Below are 21,322 nucleotides of genomic sequence, written 5' to 3'. Positions count from 1 at the left end.
GTCAGTCTGCGGCCGGTCGTGCCCGGGTGGGTGCGAGACGGAAGTCGCGGCCATCCTTGATCCATTCCGCGCGCTCGTCGCGCAGCAGGGTGCGGCGCACCTTGCCGGAATCGTCGCGCAGCATGGTGTCGACCAGCTCGTAGCTCTCCGGGTGCTTGTAGCGGCTCAGCCGGTCGGCGAGGAACGCGCTCATGCCGTCGACAATAGCCTGTGCGTTCCTGGCCCGGTCGATCTCGACGATCGCATGCACGCGCTGGCCGAGTTCCCGGTCGGGCAGGCCGACCACGACGCAGGAGCGGATGTCGGGATGCGCCATCAGCGCCGCCTCGACCTCGGCCGGATAGATGTTGGCGCCGCCGCGCAGGATCATGTCGGCGAGGCGGTCGCCGAGATAGAGGTAGCCGTCGGCATCGAGCCGGCCGATGTCGCCGAGCGACTCCCAGCCGTCGGCGCGCCGCTTCGGCTCGGCGCCGAGGTAGTGATAGGTGCTGCCGGCGCCATCGGCCGGCAGGAAGTAGATCTCGCCGCTCTCGCCCGGCGGCACGTCGTTGCCTTGGGGATCGAGGATGCGCAGTTTGCAGGACTCGTCGATCTTGCCGACCGAGCCCTTGTGCTCAAGCCATTCGGTGCCGGAGATGACGGTGCGACCCTGGCGCTCGGTGCCGCCATAGAGCTCGTAGACGCGCTCCGGCCCGAGCCACTCGATCCATTTTTCCTTGAGCCATGGCGGCATCGGCGCGGCCATGTGGAACACCATCTTCAGGCTCGACATGTCGTAGCTGTTGCGGACCGCCTCCGGCAGCGCCCAGATCCGGTGCATCATCGTCGGCACGAAGTTGACCCACTGGATGCGCTGCGCCTGGATCAGCCGCAGCGTCTCCTCGGCATCGAACTTCACCATCCCGGTCAGGCTGCCGCCGGCGAACAGCGCGTAGTGCGACACGATGAACGGCGCGTTGTGATAGAGCGGACCGGGATTGAGCAGCGATGCGCCCCTGGGGATTCCGAGCGGCGGCTCGGCGGCGGTGTCGGTCACCGCCGGCTGGTGATCGAGGATCACCTTGGGACGTCCGGTCGAGCCGCCCGAGGTCATCGCCTTCCAGTAGCGCGACACCGGTGCGGTGAGCGGCGCGTCGGAAAAGCCCTCGGGCGTGAAATCGGCCGGCAGCGCGTTCGGCGCATTCCAGTCGGCCTCGCCGCCGACCACCAGTGACGGCCTGAGGATCTCGAGCACCGCGGCAGCCTCGCCGCGCGGCAGCCGCCACGACAGCGATGTCGGCGTCGCGCCGCATTTCCACACCGCGAAGCTGGTCTCGAACAGCGCATTGCCGTTGGGCAGGCCGATGGCGACGAAGTCGCCGGGCTTCACGCCCTTGGCCGCGAAGGCGCGCGCACGCGCATTGGCGCGGCGCTCGAGCTGCTCCCAGGTCAGCGTATCGGTGCCGTGCCGGACGGCGACGCTATCCCTGGGTTTGCGCTCCGCATACCAGCGCGGCACGTCGGCCATCGGAATCAGCATCCATTCCTCCACATCGTCGGCCGCCTCGCTCGGGCGCCCGTTCTTGGTCTGCGGCTCGGGCCGCCGACGTCAGTGACGAGAGGTGTTGTGCCTCAACCGAACCGGGTCGTCCATACGCGCGCGGCGCCAGGTTTCGGATGGCAGTTCTGCGAATGGTGGCCGTAAGTGCCGGGGATGACCGAAGTCGCAAATCCTCGATGCACGGCGAGGTGATAATTCCGTCACGCGGATCGTAGGACGATCGAGATCGCGCCGCGCGGCTGAACTTGAACGCCCAATCGGCGATGGATGCAGGCCGGAACGGGCCAGGCGTCAGCGCTTGTCGATACGTTGATGGCCGCGAAGTGGTCTTCGTCAAGAACAAAGGCCGGGCGCGAGGCCCGGCCAGTCCGACCATGGCGACCGGATTGCTCCGGTCCTGAGAACGCCATCGCAGACAATCGATCGGTCAGCCGCCGTTCAGCTTCGTGGTCAGGGTCGTGAAGATGCCTTCCAGGGTGAGTCCGAGCTTGTTGAGTATGGTGATGATCGCAAGGGCGATGCCGGCCGCAATCAGGCCGTACTCGATCGCGGTTGCGCCCGATTCATCCTCGTAAAATTTGAGAAGCAATTTCCTCATTAATTCCCTCCGCCGTCCAACGACAGGACCGCCGGACGATGTCCGCGAAACTACGGAATGGAACCTAAGGTAGTATGAACGAGGTCGAGCCAAGTTTCGCAGCTGTGCCGTTCATGTCGAAAATTCCAGTTGCAACATGGTCCACTGCACGCGAACGGGATCATGGCGGCACACCGGCTGCGCGCAGCGCCTCCGCATAGGTTGTGGCGAGCGTCCCGGCCGGAAATGGGATCCGTTCGAGGAACTCGGACACCGTGAGATGCGGTTCGAGGCTCAGAAGCTGACGGGCGACGTCGCCGGCGCGCGCCATCTCTCCGTTCCTGACCAGGGCGACGATCAGGACGCGAAGCGCGACGGCGAAACGCCGGTTCTGCGCCAGCGCGATCTCCGCCCATTGAATGGCGGCAGCGCGATCGTCCTCCGCCACCGCGCAGATCGCCAGCGCTCCGGCTGCGAACCATCCCCGCGGATCGCGCGGGTTCAGCCGCCGCGCCCGTTCGATCATCGCGCGTCCCGCAGCCGTGTGTCCGGCCATGATCTCGATCCAACCGCTCAAGGTCAGCGCCATCGCCGAGTTCGGGTTGATCACAAGCGAGCGGCGGAACAGCTCTCGTGCCGGGGCGATGTCCTCGGCCATGTTCCAGATCGCGAAGGCCGCCATCCACAGCACCTGCGCGTCACTGGGCGCATGCTCGCACGCCTGCCACGCCCGCGCCACGGCAGCCGTGCGATAGTTCTCGTCCGGCGCGCTCCAGCCCTGGAAGTGGCGCAGCGCCTGGCAATAGGCCCAAGCCGCCATCGCGGGTGCGCAGGCGGGATCGATCGCCAACGCCTGGTCCAGACAGACGATCGCCGCAGCGAGGCTGTCGGGCGTGAAGGCGTCACGCAGGCTGGCGGCGCGCAGCAGCAGGTCGTAGGCGTCGGGATGCAGCGGCGGCGTCGCCCGCCGCCGCTCGCCTTCCGCCAGTTCGAGCGTCGGTTCGATCGCGGCCACGATGCTTTCGGTGATGCGGTCCTGCAGCGCGAACACGTCGTCCAGCTGACCGTCGAAGCGCTCCGCCCATAGATGCGCGCCGGACGCCGCATCGATCAGCTGCCCGTTGATGCGCAGGCGGGACCCTGCGCGGCGCACGCTGCCTTCGAGAACGTAGCCGACGCCGAGCTCGCGTCCGACCGCCCGAATATCGACGGCCTTGCCCTTGTATATGAAGGAGGAGTTGCGGGCGATCACGGCGAGGCCGCTGCAGCGGGACAGCGCGGTGATGATGTCCTCGGCCATGCCATCGGCGAAATAGTCCTGCTCCGGATCGCCGCTCATGTTGGTGAACGGCAGCACGGCGATGGCGGGGCCGTCGAACGCGGGCGCGGCCGACACCGCCGGCGTCTGCACCGCTTCGGCCTGCTCACGGACCTCGCCGACGAAGCGGACACCCTTGCGAGGAATGGTGCGGATGAGGCTCTGCGCCTCGCCGCTGTCGCCGATCGCGCTGCGCGCCGCGCTGATGCGGCTCGCCAGCGTCGCCTCGGAGACGATGCGGCCGCCCCACACCTCGGCGAGGATGTCGTCTCGGCTGACAACGCGGTCCCGCGTCTTGATCAGGAACGCGAGCAGGTCGAACACCTGCGGTTCCATCGCGACCAGGCCGCCGCCGCGGCGCAGCTCGCGGCGGTCGGGATCGAGCACGAAATCGTCGAAGCAATATACCACATGCACCGTCCTGGCCGCCGGCTTCACCTTCGCGTCACGCGATCAGCAAAATCAAGCCGGCCTCAAGGAAAAATCAATGCCTCCTCCAAGCGCCGCGCGGGCGCAAGGCGCACAACAACGGCACATCGGAACCAGGAGCCTCTGCCATGCCGACCGTTCTTCGCCCCAGCCGCCGCTGCTTCCTCACCCTTGCCGGAACCGCCGTTGCGGCCCTTCAACTCGGCTCCAGCGCAGGGCAGGCGCAGGGCTTCAAGTCGGCGTCGAAGCTGCCGGAGATCCGCCCGGGGGCGGGGACGTCGCTCGGACCGATCAAGCAGGTCACGGCCGGCGAGGTCAGCATCGGCTATGTCGAGACAGGTCCAGCCGATGGGCCCGTAATCATCCTGCTGCACGGCTGGCCGTACGACATCCACAGCTTCGCCGACGTCGCGCCGGCGCTGGCCGCGTTCGGCCATCGCGTCATCATTCCGCATCTGCGCGGCTACGGCACGACGCGGCTGCTGTCGCCGTCCGCGTTGCGCAGCGGCCAGCCGGTCGCCGTCGCCGCCGACATCGTCGCGCTGATGGACGCGCTTGCGATCAGGATCGCAACCCTCGCCGGCTACGACTGGGGCGCGCGCACCGCCAACATCATCGCGGCGCTGTGGCCGGAGCGGTGCAAGGCGATGGTCTCGGTCAGCGGCTATCTGATCGGCAGCCAGCAGGCCGGCCGCATGCCGCTGCCGCCGGCCGCCGAGCTGCAATGGTGGTATCAGTTCTACTTCGCGACCGAGCGCGGCCGCGAGGGCTACGACAAGAACCGGCGCGACTTCGCCAGGCTGATCTGGCAGACGGCCTCGCCGAAATGGACGTTCGACGACGCCACGTTCGCGCGCAGCGCCGCCGCCTTCGATAATCCCGATCACGTCGACATCGTCGTGCACAATTATCGCTGGCGGCTCGGCCTCGCGCAGGGCGAGGCGAAATACGATGCGCTGGAGGCGAAGCTCGCGACCTTTCCTGACATCAGCGTCCCCACCATCACGATGGAGGGCGATGCCAACGGCGCGCCGCATCCGGCGCCAGAAGCCTATGCCAGGAAGTTCACCGGCCGCTACGAACACCGGCTGATCACTGGCGGCGTCGGCCACAACCTGCCGCAGGAGGCGCCGCAGGCGTTTGCGCAGGCGGTGCTTGACGTGACGGCGAGCGCGTAGCGCCGACGATCTCAGGCGGGAGCGCGTTGCTTTTCTTGGCGTTGCAGCCACGTCTCGCGCCGCACGATCCATGCTCGGAGCGGGTCTCGCCATTGTGGTGCGCGACCTCGATGAAGCCGACGAACTCGGCGCCCGTCTTCTGCTTGACCCGCCGTGACGCGATGTTGCTCGCGACATTGCAGACGGTGAACTGATCGAGGCCGAGCGGACCGAAGGCGAAGTCGTTCACGGCGGCGACCGCCTCGCTCATCAGCCCGCGATTCCAATAGGGCTCGGCGAGCCAGAAGCCGCGATGGCCCTTCGTCGAGTCCATGCGCGGCCGGAAGTGAATGTTGCCGATGGCCTCGCCGTCACCGTCGCGCAGCGCAAGCACCCATTGATACAGCTCCTCGCCGGCCGCGATCCTGTCGAGCTGCAGCCTCACGAAGGTCTCGGCGCCGTCGGGAGGATAGGGCCACGGAACGACGGCTGCGAGGTTGCGGATGACGTTCCAGTTGTTGAACCCACGCTGGATCGCTGGCGCATCGGCGAGCGACAGCGGCCGCAGGATCAGACGGGCGGTCTGCAACGTGGGCGTGAGCATGACGCCATGTTGTCGTTTACCAAGCTCGTCCGCAAGCCGGGGTTGCTCCGCCGCCCGACCCGCATGTCACTGATAATGCGCATCGGGCGTCGCCATTAAGGTTGCCAGGAACTTTCACGCCCGTGCTGGAGCCCGATACTTCCACAACGTTGCATTGCAGTGCATGAATTCGGGCACACGCAACCTGCGCGACTGCAGCGTGCGTACAACCGTCGCAGGAAACTGTGCCGGCTCGGGCTCAGGGTTGCGCCCGAACGTCAACCATTCGTCTGCCGCGAGATCATCACGCAGATCTTGGGCGGGCGCGATTCGGGGTGTCGTGGACATGAAGCGCAAAGCGGCGGATCGTCAGTTACGTCGTCTGCAGGCGGAGCAGAGCTTCGATCCACGCACATGGCGCGATCGGCAGCTCGGCCGTGCCGTTCCGTTCTACGGCTCGGAGCTGTTCCAGCTCGGCTGCCCGCCGCTGGCGTCGTTCATCGCCGCGTTCCTCGGCTGTCTGATGACCCTGCATCTGAGTGCAACCGGGCTGTCGCCGCTGATTGCCTCGGCGGCGGCGGCTTTGCTGCTGTGCGCCTCGCTGATCCTGACACGGACCGCGGATCTGGTGCCGAGCACGTTCTTCTCGTCGGCCTATGGCGGCAGCTTCGTCGGCATGACTCCGGTGGCGCTGTTGAACGCAAGCGTCATTCGCGCCGGCCTGCCGCTCGACGCCGCCTTCGTGCTGCTCTCGCTGTTCTGTGGACTGGTGTTCTGTCTGGGCTGTGCGCTCGACATGTGGCTGCGTGGCGGGCTCGCGCGCGGCTATGGCGGACGACTGGGCGCGCTGGCGGCGGTCGCTTCGTTCCTGTTCGTCGGTCTCGCGCCGCTGCTCGGCACCGAGGGCGAGCTGTTTCCGATCGCGCGCCGCGGCGTGCTGGAGCAGGGGCTCGGCAGCACCGCGCTCACCTTCGCGTTGTGCGCGGTCGGCATGCTGGCGACGATGGCCGCCTTGCGCTGGGCGCCCGTGGCAGGGGCGCGCCGCGCGGTACGCATCTTCGTCGCGGCGACGGTGGCCTTTGCCGGCCTCGTGGTGCTGCAGCTTCTGCCCAGCGGGGCCCCTGATCTCGACGCCTATTCTGCCGGCTGCTTCGTCGGCATGTCGTCGTCGCGGCGGCTGCGCAGCCTGCCGCAGGCGATGGCTGCGGCGGTGCTGCTGACGGGCCTGCTGATCCTCACCGGTCCCATCCTGCCGAGCGTCGGCGGCAGCCTCGGATACATCGCCTTCGTCTCGGTCATCTTCGTGGATGCCGCGGTTCGTCTGTTCGTCGAGGCAGGGGAATCGCCGTGGCAGACCGTCCTCGCCTGGACGCGGGGACTCGTCGCCACACTCGCCATCTTCGCGGTGCTGCTCGCCAGCGAGCTGATGTTTCAGCCGCCGGTGGCGGAGCCCAAGGGTCCCTTCGTGAACACGGACAAAGCCGCCGCGCCGGCGCGGACCGCGATGCCCTCGCGTGACGAGGATCGGCGCGATGGCGCGGCGTTTGGCGAGCCGGCCTCGGCCGCTGACACAGCGCCGGATCTGCCGCTTCAGATCCTGAATCCGGAGGGCGCCAATCCGCTCGCCCCGCGGCCCTCGAGTGAGCCGGCCCAGGAGGCCGCGTCGCCCGCGTCTGCAGAGCCGTCCCGGCGGATCGGTCGCGATGGTCGGGCGGCGGGCGTCCTGGCTGCGCGGCTGAAGCGCCAACAGACACGGGTGGTGCCGCACGCGACGACCCGACAGCGCATCATGGCCCGCCATGAGGTGCTGCAACCCGCGCCGGAGTGGCGACCTGATCCGTCGACGTTGGCAGGCCCCTGACGGACCGCGAGCATTTTTGCGGCCATAACCCGACTCGGCCATACCTCCGCACGCGTTTTGCCATGTTTTCACTGCATCGTGCACACAGCGGTGCTTAGCGGATGATGCAGGCCCCGTCCGGCTCTTGTCTTCTGCTCGTACGTCAGGACGCAAACGACGTGGGATCTTTCGCCCGCATCGCGGCTGTCGTTCGGCGTCGGGAGGAGGTGAGGGCCGAGCCGATCCACATTTGGGGGCGGTTCGCAGATGCAGCAGGCCCTTGATTGCGCGCCGTACCGGACGGGCCTGCCGGTCCTGTTCCAGCCGCGCCCTCAGCGGCGGCGTTCTGATCTCCCTGTTGCGCTTGTCGTGGCCTTCGCCGGCGCCTTTCTCGGTTGTCTCGCCACGCTGCATCTGAGCGCGCTGGGCCTGTCGCCCGCGCTCGCCTCGGCGGCGGTGACGGTCGTGCTGTGCGCAGGCCTGGTCGTCGCGTCGCCGGACAACCTCGCCGCGACCACGTTTTCGTCCTCGGTCTATGGCGGCAGCTTCAGCGGCATGACTCCGATCGCACAGCTCAGCGAAAGCGTCGCTCGTACGGGATTGCCACAGGAGGGATCGCTTTATCTGCTGTCGATATCCTGTGGCCTGCTGTTCTGCATCTTCACTGCGATCGAAACCCGGCGGCGCGTCGTGCTGTTGCAGGGCTATGGCGGTCGGCTCGGCCTGTTGGCCGCGATCGGATCGCTGCTGTTCGTCACGCTTGGGCCGTGGCTCGCCGGACAAGGCGGATCGCTCCGCCTGGGGCATCTGAATCAGTTCGACCAGGAGCTCGGTGGCTCGCTCGCAATCCTTGCGGCCTGTCTCGCCGGGACGTTCCTGACCATGGTCATGCAACGGCTTCCGCACGTTGCCGACGCGGGGCGGGCAGCCCGCACCTTCGTCTCGGCCACCCTGGCGTTTGCTGGAATGGCGACCATGCAGGCGGTGTGGCCCAACGAACGCTGTCTGGTGGATGCCTTTTATGCAGGATGCTTTCTCGGGATGTCTTCGCCGCAGCGGCTGTCCGGGCGACTGCAGCCGGTCGTGGCCGCGCTGGCCCTCACGGTGGTTCTGGTCCAGGCTTCGACGGTCCTGCCTCTGGTCGGAGGCAGTCTCGGTCTTGCAGCCTTCATTGCGGTGGCCGGCGTCGACCTGGCTTGGCGGACGGGTGGCGCGATGTCCGTTCCCCCATCCACGAAGCTCGCGCTTGGCCGAAGCCTGGCCGTCGCCGTGACGGCGGCGGGGTTTCTGCTGCCGAGCCATGTTTTTCACGGGCTGGCCGACGAGACGGCCGGCGTGGTCCTGTACGAGCCGGATCCGGCCGACACTCCTTCTGCTGCGGTCCAACCTGAAAGGCAGATCGTGGACGCCGTTCCGGACGCAGGCTCGCCGGCGCCGGTCGGGCCTGCCGTGGACCTCGATCCGGCCCCCGCCGCCGTCACCAAGGCCGAGGTCATTGCGATTGACGCCGCGCCCCTCGCAGTCGCTGCTCCCGCGGTCGGCGAGGCCCCGGCACCGCCGGTGCGCGCAGAACAGACTCGGACCCGGCGGACGAGTCGCACCGTGCCAGGCTATTCGCTGCCGCCTCGGGCGGATTCGGGACCCTGGGGCATCATCCGCAGCGGCGATCCCGGGCGGACCGGCGCGGCTGATGCCCGTCCGGTGCGCGCGAAACCCGCCGCTGTCCGTGCCGTCGTCCTGACATCGGCGGCGCCGCGCCCGGTGACGCGCGCTCCGCGTCAGAACGCGCCGAAGAAGCCGGCGCAGGCGGCCGCGACGGTCGCCCCCGAATGAGCCATTCCTGAAATGGGCGTCAGCCGAACTTGCGCCGCGCATCGAGCGCGAGCCCGATGCCGACGCTGCCGAGCAGGTCGGTCTCGGCGATGCGCGCTGCCGGAAACAGCGCCAGGACCGCCTGACGCAGCGCCGGCACCATGCTCGAGCCGCCGGTGAGGAAGATGGTGTTGATGGCAGCGGCCTCGACGCCGGCATCGTCGAGCAGCTTCGTCACCGTGCCGACGACGCGCTCGACGGAATCGGCGATGGCGCGGTCGAAATCCTTGCGCGTGAACTTGATGCGCGCCCAGTCGTCCTTCTCCGACAGCACCGAGGTCAGCGACTTCGCCGCCGTCAGCGCGATCTTGGCCTGCTCGACACCGATCGCGAGCGTATGGCCGCGATGCTCCTCCACCACCTTGATGAAGCGGTCGACCAGATCGCGCCGCTCGGCCTCGTAGCGGATCTGGCGCAGCTCGCCGATCACGCCTCTCTTGTAGAGCTGGTTGATGCGGTGCCAAGTGGCGAGCTCGTGGTAGTACAGCGTCGGCAAATTGCGCTTGCCGTCGGCGGTCAGGCTGCCATAGCCGAGATGCGGCATCACGCTCTTCAGACTGAGCAGCCGGTCGAAATCGGTGCCGCCGATATGGATGCCGCCATTGGCGAGGATGTCGTCCTCGCGATGCGCCTTGCTGCGCCGCTCAGGCGAGACGCGCACGATCGAGAAATCCGAGGTGCCGCCGCCGATGTCGACGATCAGCACCAGCTCTTCGTGCGCGACCTGCTGCTCGTAGTCGAGCGCGGCGGCGATCGGCTCATATTGGAACGCGATGTGCTTGAAGCCCTGGTCGCGCGCGATTCCCTCCAGCGCGCTCTGCGCTTCCGCGTCGGCCGCATCATCCTTGTCGACGAAGCGGACGGGACGGCCGAGCACGACCTGGTTGATCTCCCTGCCGAGCCTCTTCTCGATCTGCGTCTTCAGATGCGCGAAGAAGAAGCCGAGGATGCCGGCAAACGGCACCGCCTTCTGCCGGATATAGGTCTTCTCGTGAATCAGCGCGGTGCCGAGGATGCTCTTCAGCGCGCGCATGAAGCGGCCGTCGTGGCCGGTCAGATAGCGCTCGATCGCGTTGCGCCCGAACTGGATGCCGTGATCCTCGAAATCGAAGAACATCGCGCTCGGCAAGGTCCGCTGCTCGCCCTCCAGGGGGATGAGCTGGGCTGAGGCATGATCGCTGAGGCCGACGGTGGTGTTCGAAGTGCCGAAGTCGATGCCACAATGGGCCGCTGCCGCCATGCTCGTCTCGTTTCCGTCCGGGGGGCGGTCCGCTTAGCCGTTCGGCGGCGCGATGTCATCCGCCAATATGCGGAGCGGCGCGCATGGCGGTCGTCTGGCGGAGAGATGACTGTGCATCCCTGCCTGTCGAAGGTGCAGTCGGGGGCTCTCACGCCCCCGGCTGTCCGGTGATCATCCCGCCGGCCTGAACGCCGGTCCCTCGAAGCGCAGCCCGGCTGCGCCACGTTCGACGCTGTCATGCGCCGCGTGGATGAGGTGCGCCTCGCCGGCGTCCGCCAGGCGCGCGCGGCCGTCCAGCAGTGCAGCGAGACGCGCGAGCGCCAGCGCCTTGTTGCGATGCTGCGAGCGGCCGTCGCGCGCGATCGCGACCAGCCCCGTCGGCACGTGAACCGCGCGCACCGCGCTCTCGGTCTTGTTCTGGTGCTGGCCGCCGGGCCCGCCGGCACGAAAGCTTTCGAACCGGACGTCGGTGGCCGCCAACGCCGCCAGCCGCTCCGACAGGGGCAGATCGACGATGCCGACGAACCAGTTCTTGCGGCCGTGATGCGGCCGCAGCGGACTGCGGCACACCCAGAGCAGCGAGCCCTGCGTCCAGCGCCGCGCGAGGTCAGACGCCGTTGGCCCGTCCAGCACGACGATCGCGCTGGCCGGCCCATGCCGGTCGCTCTGCTCTCGCGCGATCGCGCATTCGCAGGCCGCCGCCTCGGCCTCGTCGGCGAGCCGCTGGAGCGCATGCGCCACCGCGAGCCGGCATTCGGCGGGACCGCGCCCGGCCGTGAGGAGCAGCCGTCTCATCGCCGGTCCTCCCTGCGCGGCCGCTCGACGGCGATCTTCTTCACCGTCACCAGCGGGCGGAAGCTGGCGACGACGCGCGCGAGCCCGAATGCTTCGAGATCGGCGATCACGCCGGCGATCGGCTTGTAGGCCTCCGGCGCCTCCTCGGTGAGCAGCGCGCGGTCTTCGCAGATCACGCGGCCGCCGAACGGATTGCGCGCGAGACGCTCGCGATCCGATCGCGTGGCGCCGACACGGCCGATCATCGATGACCGGTCGAACTTGCGACCGGCGCCATGGGCGATCGACCACAACGCCTCGTTTGGCGCTGACGCGAGCGGCGCGACCAGATAGGATAGCGCGCCGCGCGAGCCCGGCACGACGACGAGCCCCTGGTCGGACGGCGCCGCGCCTTTCCGGTGCAGCACGCCGTCTGCGCGGTGCTCGATGCAATTGTGCGAGCACGCGCAGACCGGATCGGCCTCACAGCGCAAGGCCGCTGCCGCCCGGCGAGCGATCACCTGGCGGTTCAACGACGCCCAGCGCAGCGCGTGGTCATGCGCGGCCAGATAGGCCTGACCGGCTTCGCTGTCGGGGGCGAGCGGCTTCAGCCCGTCCGCGACGTGCCGTTCGAGCAGCGCGTGGCCGAGGCCGCGCGAGCCCGAATGCACCAGCAGATGCGCGCGGTCGCGATCGATGCCGCAGGAGGGATCGAACACCTCCTCGACCGCCTGCAGCTCGCAGAAATGATTGCCGCCGCCGATCGTGCCGAGCGAGGCATCGAAGTCGGACGGTGCCAGCTCACATCTCGCGAGCTCGCTTGCGATGTCGCCGTCATAGGGTGTGGCGACGTCGCGCAGCCGGTCGGCCGCCTTGTCGACGCGGATGCGGCGCGACGCGAGGTCGAGCGCGAACAGCGCCATGCCGCAGCCCGCGTCGGAGCCGACGAAGGCCGGGTGGATATGGTCGGCGAGAATGGCGCAGCCGACCGGGCCGAACTTGCCGGGATGCAGGTCCGGCATGCCGGCGACGGCACGCACGCCGGAGATGGCAGCCACTGTTTCGAGCTGGCGCACGGCGGCGCCCTCGATCCAGGAGCTGGACGAGTAGTAACCGTGAATCGGCGCACGGCCGTCCACGCGATGGGAAATGCCCATGGGAGTACCTTGGAGACAGACAGGGAGATATGGTCAGGGATGATCAGCGCGCGCGAAGGCGCACGCAGGCCGCGCCACACCTCGCCTCACGCGAGGATCAGGCCCGGCGGCTCCTGGCGGAGCAACGGATGATCGCAGTCATCGTCTTTCTCCAATCGGCGGAGCGGAATGCTCGACGCCGGTGGCGTACTAATCACATCGTTCGTGGTTTGACAATGCGTCTGATGAGTTGATCTGCTGGCTGTGGCGGACGCGACACGGCAACCGCCGCAGCGATCAGAACAACGTCAGGAAATCGATGCGTCGATGATGACCTTGTCGAAGGACGGTGGCGGATCGATTACCGGGAGCACCCCATGCGACGGAAGCGCTGCGACCTAAGCGACATGTCCGCCACGCAGCCGATGATGCCGAGCCGGCGTACCCGAACGATCGTATCAGTCATGGTTCAAAGTCTCCCATGCTGCCGTCGGTCAAGCTCATAAGGCGTGCCCCCAGCTGCTGCGCCTCCCAGCCTTCAAGGAATTCACGCTGCTGCGTGATCCAGCGGACCGGCTCGCTGCCCCACTCGCGCGAGCGGCTGGCCTGTTCGCCCATCAGCCAGATGTGCCTGACGATCACGAAGGCATGCGCGGCCTCGAAATCCGCCGCCGAGATCGGGCGGACCGATCGATAGCCGTCGACGAAAGCATGCCACGCCGCGTGAAAGCGCCGACCGAACGACAGCTTGGCCCACAGGAACACAGCCAGGTCATAGGCCAGATAGCCGCGGCCGCTATCGTCGAAATCGAAGAAGACGGCCTCGCCAGCGGCGCCGATACGCGCATTGAAGCCATGGCAGTCGCCGTGACAATGCGTCCACGCCAGGCCTTGCATCGCCTCGATTCCGGCGGCTGTTCGCGCACAGACCTCCTGAAGAAAGCCGCCGTCGTCGGACCCGATGGTGCGACAGAGATTCTCAACGCGCGCGAGCGGCCGGTGCAACAGATGGTCGAGGTCCAGCCGGTAGAGCGGCGCTTCCGGCTGATAAGACATCGCCGCATCGTGGACTCTCGCAAGCGTGACGCCGTTGGCGTGAGCATCGGATTGCGAGGCGACGTCCGGCATTCGTCCATCGATTGCGGGAAACAGCACGCCTTCCCGTCGGCCTTCCGCCGCCTCGCCGCGCACGAACAGGTTGCCGTCGCGCGCCGGAACGGCCGCGGCTACGGGCACGCCGCAGCGCGCCAGATGCGCGAGAAAGTCGGTTTCGGTGCGGACATCGGCCGCGCCTCGGGCGCGGTGATGCGACAGCCGAAAGACGTAGCGGTCGCCGCTCGCGGTCGTGACAAGATAGACGTCGTTGAAACCGCGATTCACCATTCGGCACGCGAGCGGCTCTGATAGCACGTAGTGATGGGCCACGAAGCGTCCGATGCTCTCGGCGCTGGTTGTCGTGTAGAGCGGCTCGAATTCGGGCACAGTGCCTGTTCCGGAATGATGCGATGTTGTGGCATCCTAAGCCGCTGCGGCTCGCGGTGGAAGGCGGCGAACGCGCGTGTGATGGAGTCGCTCAGGCGTATTCAGGTCGTGCCGGGCTGCCCGCCGGCCAAATCAGTCAATGTTTCGCGCGCAATCGGCCGACATTGTCCAGAGCCTCGACGAATAAGATTCTTGTTTCTTGTTTTCGGAATTTGTGGTCATCTATCGCCATCCCGCCTCATGCAGAGGGGCGTACGCGTCGTCACGATACGCTGGGGTGGGGAGTGGTGGCCGTTGCGATGTCGGGCGCGTTCGCGCGCAGACGACTGACGCCGTGACGGACGGTCAAGCCGTGTGGTCCTGGCGCCCCGACGCTGGCGTCAAGTCTGCTGCGACATGACGTGTCGTGCGGACGACGGGGGCAAACAAGCCGGTCCCCGGGGAGAGCGCGGAGCAGCCGTGAAAACCATCGCGCGGGGAAGGCCGGGTCGATCCGGCTGTACCTGTGGTTCCTGCCCCGTGCATTTTCTCCGTACGGGGGCCACGGGCCTCAGCCGAGGCTCGGTCTTCCCTGCACCCTCTCGATTGCAGAGAGGGAGTTCTATCAACACGGCTCGGGCGGATTGCGCCGCGAGAGCGCAGACGCGTGTCTCGGCAGACGCATGTAGCACGAACGCGACTGGGCGCCGGTGCGTCGGCGACCCGCGTTGCGCTGACAGGCGGTCGAATGCCGCAGCCGAGCGGATCTTGCGCAGGTCCCGGTTGACCGAGATCAACAGGGCTCGCGCCTGCTCCCTTAAGCCCCTACAACTCGGTTGCTCGTCGTGATCAGGAATGGAATTCGTGGTGCCGCAAGATCCAATCGTGCCTGCGTCCGGCTTGCGGCGTCGGCTCGGACTGCCGTTGCTCGTGCTCTACGGCACGGGCGTGACCGTCGGAGCCGGCATCTACGTCCTGATCGGCGCGGTCGCCGGCCATGCCGGCATCCATTCCTCCTGGGCGTTTGCGCTGGCGGCGTTCGTGATGACGTTCACCGCCGCCTCCTATGCCGAGCTTGCGACCCGCTATCCCGTGAGCGCCGGCGAGGCCGCCTATGTCCGCGCGGCCTTCAAGTCGCGGCTGTTGTCGACCGCGGTCGGCACGCTGCGGCTCGCCACCGGCATCATTGCGGCGGCGGCGGTGACGCTCGGCGGCGCCGGCTACATCCGGCAGCTCATCGACCTGCCGACGCCGTTGATCGCGATGGCGATCGTGGTCGTGCTCGGCATGGTGGCGTCCTGGGGCATTCTCGAATCGGTGATGCTCGCCGGACTGCTGACCCTGATCGAGACCGGCGGCCTGCTGTGGATCATCGTCTCGGCCGTCCACTCCGGCGTCGCGTTCGGCCCGGCCTTGCTGATCCCGCCGCCGCTCGAGCTCGGCGTTCTCTCCGGCATTACCTTCGCCGGCCTGCTGGCGTTCTTCGCCTTCGTCGGCTTCGAGGACCTCGCCAACGTCGTGGAAGAGGCCAAGCGCCCGCAGCGCAACATTCCGTGGGCGATGGCGCTGACGCTGCTGATCACCTCCGCGCTCTATATGCTGATTGCCGCGATCGCGGTGACCGCGGTGCCGCCGGCCGTGCTGTCGGCCTCGCCGGCGCCGCTCAGCCTGGTGTTCAATGCCGTCGCCGGCATCAGTCCGGCGACGTTCAATGCGATCGCGATCGTGTCGACGCTCAACACCATTCTCGCCCAGATGACGATGACGGCCCGCGTCGTCTATGGCATGGCGGGGCAGGGCGACCTGCCGCGCATCGCCGGCCGGGTCGATCCCCGCACCGGAACGCCGCTGATCGCAACCGGCCTCGTCATGCTGGCGGTCGCGATCCTGGCGCTGGCCTTCCCGCTGGAGCGGCTGGCGGAAGGCACCTCGCTCGCGACGCTGACGATCTTTGCCATCGTCAATCTGTGCCTGCTCCGGATTCGCATCCGGCGCATCGGGTCGGATGCTCCGCATGTCAGGGTGCCGCTATGGATTCCCGCGCTTGGTCTCATCACATGTCTGTTGATGATCGTCAGCGCGTTCGTCGCGCCGTGAGCAGGTGTGATTCAGGACGATGGCGATGCCGGATGTCATGAGCCTCAGTCCCGAGATCGTCGCGATCGTGGTCGCACTCGGCATCGGATTGCTGATCGGTCTCGAGCGCGAGCGCCGCAAGGGCGAGGGACCCGCTCGCTCGCCCGCGGGGTTGCGCACCTTTGCGGTGGCGTCGCTGGCCGGCGCGATCGGCATGCTGATCGGCGGCAAGCTGCTCCTCGCCGTCGTCACCGCCGGAATCATGGTCCTCACCGCGATCGCCTACTGGCGCTCGCGCAGCGACGACCCGGGACTGACCTCGGAGACGGCGCTGATCCTGACCGTCCTGCTCGGCGGCCTCGCCACCGAGCAACCTGCTCTGGCGGCGGGCGTCGCCGTCGTGCTGGCGGTGCTGCTGGCGGCCCGGCCGATGCTGCACGACTTCGTCCGTTCCGTGCTCAGCGAGAGCGAGCTCAAGGACGGCCTGATCTTTGCCGCGGCGACGCTGGTGGTGCTGCCCCTGCTGCCCGACCAGCCGATCGGTCCGTTCGGGGCGCTCAACCTGCGCGGCATCTGGACGCTCGTGGTGCTGATGATGGCCATCGGCGCCGCCGGGCATATCTCGATGCGTCTGCTCGGCGCCCGCGGCGGGCTCGCGGTGTCCGGCTTCGCCTCGGGCTTCGTCTCCAGCACCGCTACGATCGGCGCGATGGGCGCGCGGGCGCGCAAGGCGCCGGAACTTGGCGGTGCCGCGGCCGCGGGCGCGGCGTTGTCGACGGTCGCGACCATCGCCCAGCTCGCCGCGGTGCTGGCCGTCACCAGCCTGCCGGCATTGCACGCGCTGCTGGTTCCGCTGCTCTGTGCCGGCGCGGCGGCGGCGATCTACGGTGGGATCTTCACGATCGTCGGGCTGCGCCAGAGCGGCGCCGCCGACCTGCCGACGGGGCGCGCCTTCAGCCTGCCGGGCGCGCTGCTGCTGGCGCTGACGATCTCGGCGGTGCTGGTGCTCTCGGCCGCGTTGCGCGAGGCGTTCGGCGAAGCCGGCCTGGTGGCGAGCGCCGCCGTCGCCGGTCTGGTCGACACCCATGCGCCGGCGGTGGCTGCGGCCACGCTTGCCGCGGCGGGCAAGATCGGCGCGGCCGATGCCGTGGCGCCGGTGCTGGCGGCGCTGTCGGCGAACACGATCAGCAAGATCGTGGTGGCGTGGACCAGCGGCGGATCGTCCTTCGCCCTTCGCCTCGTTCCCGGACTCATCCTCGTGATTGCCGCCGCGTGGGCCGGCGCCTTCGGTCCGGGCCTTGCGCAGATGCTGGTCCTTCCGTGAGACGAGCGCAGCGCCTACGCGCTGCGCGGCAAGGGCTCGACCGCGGCCGCAGCGCCGCTGCGATGCTGGACGAGCCACGCGATCGCGTCGTCCTCCTTCATCGGCTTGCCATACAGCCAGCCCTGTCCGTAGGAGCAGCCGAGCATGCGAAGGCACTCGGCATCCTGTTCGCTCTCGACGCCCTCGGCGATCATGCGGTGGCCGAGCGGCAGCGCCACCGCGGTGATCGCGGCGACGAGCTGCTGGTCCCGGCGGTTGCCGGCGATGCCGTGGATGAAGGAGCGGTCGATCTTGATGGTGTCGATCTCGACCGCCATCAGGTTGGCGATCGAGGAATGGCCGACGCCGAAATCGTCGATCGCAAGACCGAAGCCATATTGGTCGATCAGCTTCAATTCGTCGGCGCAGCGCCTGGGATCGAACATCGCCTCTTCGGTCACCTCGATCTCGATCCGGTGCGGATCGACGCCGTAGCGCTCGGAGACGGTCTTCAGGGTCTGCGCCGGCGAGTGAAGCGGGAATTCGCGCGGCGAGACGTTGATCGACACCCGGATGCCGTGCGCCTTCTTGCGGTCGAGCGCGCGCAGGAACGCGCAGACGCGCTCGCCCACGAACTCCGTGAGCTGGCCCGACAGGCGCAACCGGATCGCCGCGGACACGATGTCCGGCGGCGGGATCAATCCGGCGCTCGGATGCTTCCAGCGCAGCAGCGCCTCGAAGCCGATGACCTCCTGGGTCGCCATCGCCACCTGAGGCTGGAATTCGACGTGGAGCTCGCGGCGGGCCAGCGCCGCCGGCAGCTCGGCGTCGAGCCGGCGCTGCAGTGTCAGCTCGGACTGCATCTTGGCGTCGAACACGCGCATGCAGGCGCGGCCGTCGTCCTTGGCGCGGTAGAGCGCGACGTCGGCGCGGGCGGAGAGCTCTTCCAGATCGATCGGGCCTTCCGCATGCGTCGCGATGCCGATCGAGCAGCTGACGGGCAGCAACTGGCCCGCGATCGCGAGCGGCTGCGCGAGGGCGGCCATCAGCCATTCGGCAAGTGCGACGGATCGGCTCGCCACATCGTCGCCCTGCATGACGACGACGAACTCGTCGCCGCCCAGGCGGACCGGCAGATCCTCGCCGCGGCAGGCGGATTGCAGCAGCGCGGCGATGGCCTGAATGACCCGGTCGCCGGCATCGTGGCCGCGCGCGTCGTTGATGGTCTTGAAGTTGTCGACGTCGATCAGGAGGAATGCGACCCCGCGTCCGGAACGGCACGCCGCGGCGGCCACGGTGCGGAAGTGACTGCGATTGGCGAGCCCGGTGAGCGAGTCCGTGCGAACCAGACGCTCCAGGGCGTGATTGGCCTCGGCCACCGACTCCGCGAGAACCGTCGCCTCGATGGCGGTATTCTGGCTCGCGATGAAGTTGCGCTCGCCGAGCCGCGAGGCGCGGAACAGCATGAAGGTCAGGAACGCGACGTCGGCCGCGACGACGTAGTCGACGTCGCTGCCCGAGATCAGCATCCGCAGCACGGTCGCGCCCATCAGTGGCGCGCCGAAGGCGATCGCCATCGGCGAATAAGCGAGACTCTGGATGATGGCGCCGGTGGTGGTGCCGGCCATGATGAAGACGACGTCGTTGACGTTGTGCGCGCGGGAGAAGGCCGGCAGCGCGATCGGGACGATCGCCCACAGCACGCCGCTGGCGAAAGCCATGATGGTGAGATTGCGCAGCACGCGCTGGGCATCACGCTCGATCCGTCCGGATGCCTTCAGGTACGATACCCATCCGGCGCGGAATGCGGCGAAAACGATGGCGGCGCCCAGCCACCCGAAGATGAGGGTGCCGCCCTCCCTGAGATACAGCAGCAGCGCCAGCGAGGTTGCGATCGCCACGTTGGCAAACAGGGTCAGGGAAATGTTCTGCAGCGAGCTCGCCGCCTGGGCTTTCGCGAGCGCCGCCGCCTTGCACTCGGGGATTGCGGTCTGCATGCGCGGAACGGACAGCCTGCTCGAACAATGACGGAAGCGGGCAGCCATGATGGGGCCCACGCGGCAACGCGCGATCATGCTGAACAGGGGCCTAAGGCGGGGTTAATCCAGTCCATTATACCGCCGGACGGCCGCGCCATTCGGCCAGCGGATCGGGCGGCGGGGCATGCGCGGGCAACAGCCAAAGCGTCGCCGCGCCCAGGGCGACGTCCGCACCAGCTCCGACGACGTGCCGATCTGCTACGGATCGAGCTCGGTGTCCCAATAGAGATAGTCGAGCCAGCTATCATGCAGGTAGTTCGGCGGGAACAGCCGGCCGTTGCGATGGAGCTGGTGGACGGTCGGCGCATAGGGCGCCTGCTTGGGGAACATCTTGGCCTGCTGCGGCGTCAGATTGCCCTTGCGCAGATTGCAGGGCGAGCAGGCGGCGACGACGTTCTCCCAGGTGGTCTGGCCGCCCTTGCTGCGGGGAATGACGTGATCGAAGGTCAGGTCGTCGCCGGAGTGGCAGTACTGGCAGGCGAAACGGTCGCGGAGGAAGACGTTGAAGCGGGTGAAGGCCGGATGCGTCGACGGCTTCACGAAGGATTTCAGCGAAACCACGCTGGGCAGCTGGATCTCGAAGGATGGACTTCGGATCGCGCGGTCGTAGTACTCGACGATATTGACGCGATCGAGGAACACCGCCTTGATCGCGTCCTGCCACGACCAGAGAGACAGCGGGTAATAACTCAGCGGCCGGAAGTCCGCGTTCAGCACCAACACCGGCCAACCGCCTTGCGAGACATGTGCGTTCAAGTAACGCTCCTGGCCTCCATAACGGCTGCGAAGCAGCATGCCCTGACATACTACATGCAGCGTGACGGGATTGTGAAGCCCCAAGAATGGCTTGACACATGGTTTGACTTGGCTTCTCCCGCCTTTCGAGCTACGGTCAAAGCGCGTCAGAACCGTGGCAGAGCGCTCAGCCGCTGCACTGCAAATCAGTTGCATGTCCTCGGCCGGGGCCAGCATCCGCTGGTGGCCAAGGTCAGCCAGGGACGCGCTCCAGCTTCTGCAGACAGCGATGGATCCTGACCTCGTCCGGCATCGGCCGGTCCGGAAAGCTCGTGCTCCAATTGGTGACGCCGACCTCGCCGACATAGATGTCGCCGCGGCTGTCGATTGCGAGGCCATGCGGCGCCAGGAAACGGCCGGTTTCCAGCCCCGGGCCATGCTCGCCGCCGAGCCGCGCCAGTCGCTTGCCGCCGGCGTCCGTGATCGTGAGCCGGGGGCCGAGGTTGGGAACGTTGAGGTTGACCGGCATGCCCGGACCGAGCTCGCCGATGATGAAGGTCTTGCGCCCGGCGCCGCAGGCGCACAGCGCGCAGGGCCGATGCAGATTGTTCCACTGCGTCTCGTAGCGGCCGTCGCCGTCGAAGATCTGGATGCGGTGGTTCTCGCGGTCCGCGACATAGACGAAGCCGTCGGCATCGGTCGCAATGTTGTGAACGATGTTGAACTGGCCGGGATCGGAGCCGGGCTCGCCCCAACTGCGGATTAGCCGGCCGTCGGGTGTGTATTTGTGGACCCGTGCATTGCCGTAGCCGTCGGAGACGTAGATCTCGCCGGATGGCGAGAGCGCGGTGTGGGTGCAGCGGTTGAATGGTTCGCCGCTCATGAAGGGCGTCGGACGCTCCGGCAGGCCGATGGTCAGCAGCACCTTGCCCTCGGGCGTACATTTGCGCACGGTGTGATCACCATCGTCGGTGCAGTAGAGATTGTCGTCGGCGTCGATCGACAGGCCGTGGGCGCGGCTGAACAGCCCCTCGCCAAAACTCCTGATGAAATTGCCGTCGCGGTCGAACACGATCATCGGATGGGCGCCGCGATTGAAGGCGTAGACGCGGTCCTTGCTGTCGACGGCAACCGAGGCGACGTCGGTCAGCGCCCAGCCGTCGGGCAGCTTGGCCCAGCCCTTGACGACGCGATAGCTGTGCTCGCCGGAGCCGAGAGTGATGGACATGAAGCAGCCTCCGG

General features: G+C 67.7%; 15 protein-coding genes and 1 pseudogene. 5 read left to right on the top strand and 11 right to left on the bottom strand.

Annotation, left to right across the window (positions count from 1 at the left end):
* Position 1 precedes the first annotated feature (1 nt).
* From QX128_RS07785 to QX128_RS07775, 3 genes are all read right to left on the bottom strand, one after another.
* Positions 2-1,519 carry an AMP-binding protein gene (locus tag QX128_RS07785; protein ID WP_316237124.1) on the bottom strand — a complete coding sequence of 506 codons (1,518 nt, stop codon included), beginning with the start codon at positions 1,517-1,519 and terminating at the stop codon, positions 2-4.
* 448 nt (positions 1,520-1,967) lie between these two features.
* On the bottom strand, positions 1,968-2,138 hold the full coding sequence (locus QX128_RS07780) for a Flp family type IVb pilin (RefSeq protein WP_315736183.1): 171 nt from the start codon (positions 2,136-2,138) through the stop codon (positions 1,968-1,970).
* A 160-nt stretch (positions 2,139-2,298) separates the two neighbouring features.
* Positions 2,299-3,846, bottom strand: a complete 1,548-nt coding sequence (locus QX128_RS07775; RefSeq protein ID WP_316237123.1) for a winged helix-turn-helix domain-containing protein — start codon at positions 3,844-3,846, stop codon at positions 2,299-2,301.
* 146 nt (positions 3,847-3,992) lie between these two features.
* Here QX128_RS07775 and QX128_RS07770 point away from each other — a divergent pair, with 146 nt between their 5' ends.
* Entirely contained in the window at positions 3,993-5,042 is a 1,050-nt protein-coding gene (locus QX128_RS07770) for an alpha/beta hydrolase (protein ID WP_316237122.1), read from the top strand.
* Between the two features lie 11 nt (positions 5,043-5,053).
* Here the strand turns inward: QX128_RS07770 and QX128_RS07765 are convergent.
* Positions 5,054-5,625 (bottom strand): annotated as a pseudogene (locus QX128_RS07765) (GNAT family N-acetyltransferase).
* 325 nt (positions 5,626-5,950) lie between these two features.
* Here QX128_RS07765 and QX128_RS07760 point away from each other — a divergent pair.
* Positions 5,951-7,465 carry a hypothetical protein gene (locus QX128_RS07760; RefSeq protein ID WP_316237121.1) on the top strand — a complete coding sequence of 505 codons (1,515 nt, stop codon included), beginning with the start codon at positions 5,951-5,953 and terminating at the stop codon, positions 7,463-7,465.
* Between the two features lie 246 nt (positions 7,466-7,711).
* Complete coding sequence (locus QX128_RS07755) at positions 7,712-9,277, top strand: hypothetical protein (RefSeq protein ID WP_316237120.1); 1,566 nt, start codon at positions 7,712-7,714, stop codon at positions 9,275-9,277.
* Positions 9,278-9,296: 19 nt separating this feature from the next.
* On the opposite strand, the gene QX128_RS07750 is transcribed toward QX128_RS07755, so the two are convergent.
* From QX128_RS07750 to QX128_RS07735, 4 genes are all read right to left on the bottom strand, one after another.
* On the bottom strand, positions 9,297-10,556 hold the full coding sequence (locus QX128_RS07750; protein ID WP_316237119.1) for an Hsp70 family protein: 1,260 nt from the start codon (positions 10,554-10,556) through the stop codon (positions 9,297-9,299).
* 171 nt (positions 10,557-10,727) lie between these two features.
* Complete coding sequence (gene prfH / locus QX128_RS07745; protein WP_316237118.1) at positions 10,728-11,351, bottom strand: peptide chain release factor H; 624 nt, start codon at positions 11,349-11,351, stop codon at positions 10,728-10,730.
* Positions 11,348-12,487: an RNA ligase RtcB family protein gene (locus QX128_RS07740; protein WP_316237117.1), complete on the bottom strand. Its 1,140-nt coding sequence runs from the start codon at positions 12,485-12,487 to the stop codon at positions 11,348-11,350. The genes prfH and QX128_RS07740 overlap by 4 nt, the downstream gene beginning before the upstream one ends.
* A gap of 441 nt (positions 12,488-12,928) precedes the next feature.
* Complete coding sequence (locus QX128_RS07735; protein ID WP_316237116.1) at positions 12,929-13,948, bottom strand: phosphotransferase enzyme family protein; 1,020 nt, start codon at positions 13,946-13,948, stop codon at positions 12,929-12,931.
* A gap of 846 nt (positions 13,949-14,794) precedes the next feature.
* Here QX128_RS07735 and QX128_RS07730 point away from each other — a divergent pair.
* Both QX128_RS07730 and QX128_RS07725 read left to right on the top strand, forming a co-directional pair.
* Complete coding sequence (locus QX128_RS07730) at positions 14,795-16,024, top strand: APC family permease (RefSeq protein WP_316237115.1); 1,230 nt, start codon at positions 14,795-14,797, stop codon at positions 16,022-16,024.
* A 25-nt stretch (positions 16,025-16,049) separates the two neighbouring features.
* The gene (locus QX128_RS07725; protein ID WP_410053132.1) at positions 16,050-17,327 is read left to right on the top strand and encodes an MgtC/SapB family protein; all 1,278 of its coding nucleotides are present in this window, start codon (positions 16,050-16,052) and stop codon (positions 17,325-17,327) included.
* Positions 17,328-17,341: 14 nt separating this feature from the next.
* On the opposite strand, the gene QX128_RS07720 is transcribed toward QX128_RS07725, so the two are convergent.
* The 3 genes from QX128_RS07720 to QX128_RS07710 form a co-directional block, all read right to left on the bottom strand.
* Positions 17,342-19,303 (bottom strand): putative bifunctional diguanylate cyclase/phosphodiesterase, encoded by a 1,962-nt coding sequence (locus tag QX128_RS07720; RefSeq protein ID WP_316237113.1) that lies wholly within the window; start codon positions 19,301-19,303, stop codon positions 17,342-17,344.
* Between the two features lie 240 nt (positions 19,304-19,543).
* Positions 19,544-20,101, bottom strand: coding sequence for an HNH endonuclease (locus QX128_RS07715; protein WP_042340571.1), 558 nt, complete (start codon positions 20,099-20,101; stop codon positions 19,544-19,546).
* 232 nt (positions 20,102-20,333) lie between these two features.
* Positions 20,334-21,308, bottom strand: coding sequence for a peptidyl-alpha-hydroxyglycine alpha-amidating lyase family protein (locus QX128_RS07710; protein ID WP_316237112.1), 975 nt, complete (start codon positions 21,306-21,308; stop codon positions 20,334-20,336).
* Positions 21,309-21,322 lie beyond the last annotated feature (14 nt).

It is taken from the genome of Bradyrhizobium sp. SZCCHNR1015 (assembly GCF_032489875.1).
Taxonomy (GTDB): Bacteria; Pseudomonadota; Alphaproteobacteria; order Rhizobiales; family Xanthobacteraceae; genus Bradyrhizobium.
Note: the sequence above shows the minus strand (reverse complement) of the source record. Positions and strands in the feature narration are given on the sequence as shown.

What these genes read in the sequence shown, in the direction of transcription:
- QX128_RS07760 (WP_316237121.1), top strand. Translation starts at nt 5,951, where the DNA reads ATGAAGCGCAAAGCGGCGGATCGTCAGTTACGTCGTCTGCAGGCGGAG.
- QX128_RS07720 (WP_316237113.1), bottom strand. Translation starts at nt 19,303, where the DNA reads ATGCAGACCGCAATCCCCGAGTGCAAGGCGGCGGCGCTCGCGAAAGCC.
- QX128_RS07770 (WP_316237122.1), top strand. Translation starts at nt 3,993, where the DNA reads ATGCCGACCGTTCTTCGCCCCAGCCGCCGCTGCTTCCTCACCCTTGCC.
- QX128_RS07740 (WP_316237117.1), bottom strand. Translation starts at nt 12,487, where the DNA reads ATGGGCATTTCCCATCGCGTGGACGGCCGTGCGCCGATTCACGGTTAC.
- QX128_RS07755 (WP_316237120.1), top strand. Translation starts at nt 7,712, where the DNA reads ATGCAGCAGGCCCTTGATTGCGCGCCGTACCGGACGGGCCTGCCGGTC.
- prfH (WP_316237118.1), bottom strand. Translation starts at nt 11,351, where the DNA reads ATGAGACGGCTGCTCCTCACGGCCGGGCGCGGTCCCGCCGAATGCCGG.
- QX128_RS07780 (WP_315736183.1), bottom strand. Translation starts at nt 2,138, where the DNA reads ATGAGGAAATTGCTTCTCAAATTTTACGAGGATGAATCGGGCGCAACC.
- QX128_RS07725 (WP_410053132.1), top strand. Translation starts at nt 16,050, where the DNA reads ATGCCGGATGTCATGAGCCTCAGTCCCGAGATCGTCGCGATCGTGGTC.
- QX128_RS07710 (WP_316237112.1), bottom strand. Translation starts at nt 21,308, where the DNA reads ATGTCCATCACTCTCGGCTCCGGCGAGCACAGCTATCGCGTCGTCAAG.
- QX128_RS07785 (WP_316237124.1), bottom strand. Translation starts at nt 1,519, where the DNA reads ATGCTGATTCCGATGGCCGACGTGCCGCGCTGGTATGCGGAGCGCAAA.
- QX128_RS07750 (WP_316237119.1), bottom strand. Translation starts at nt 10,556, where the DNA reads ATGGCGGCAGCGGCCCATTGTGGCATCGACTTCGGCACTTCGAACACC.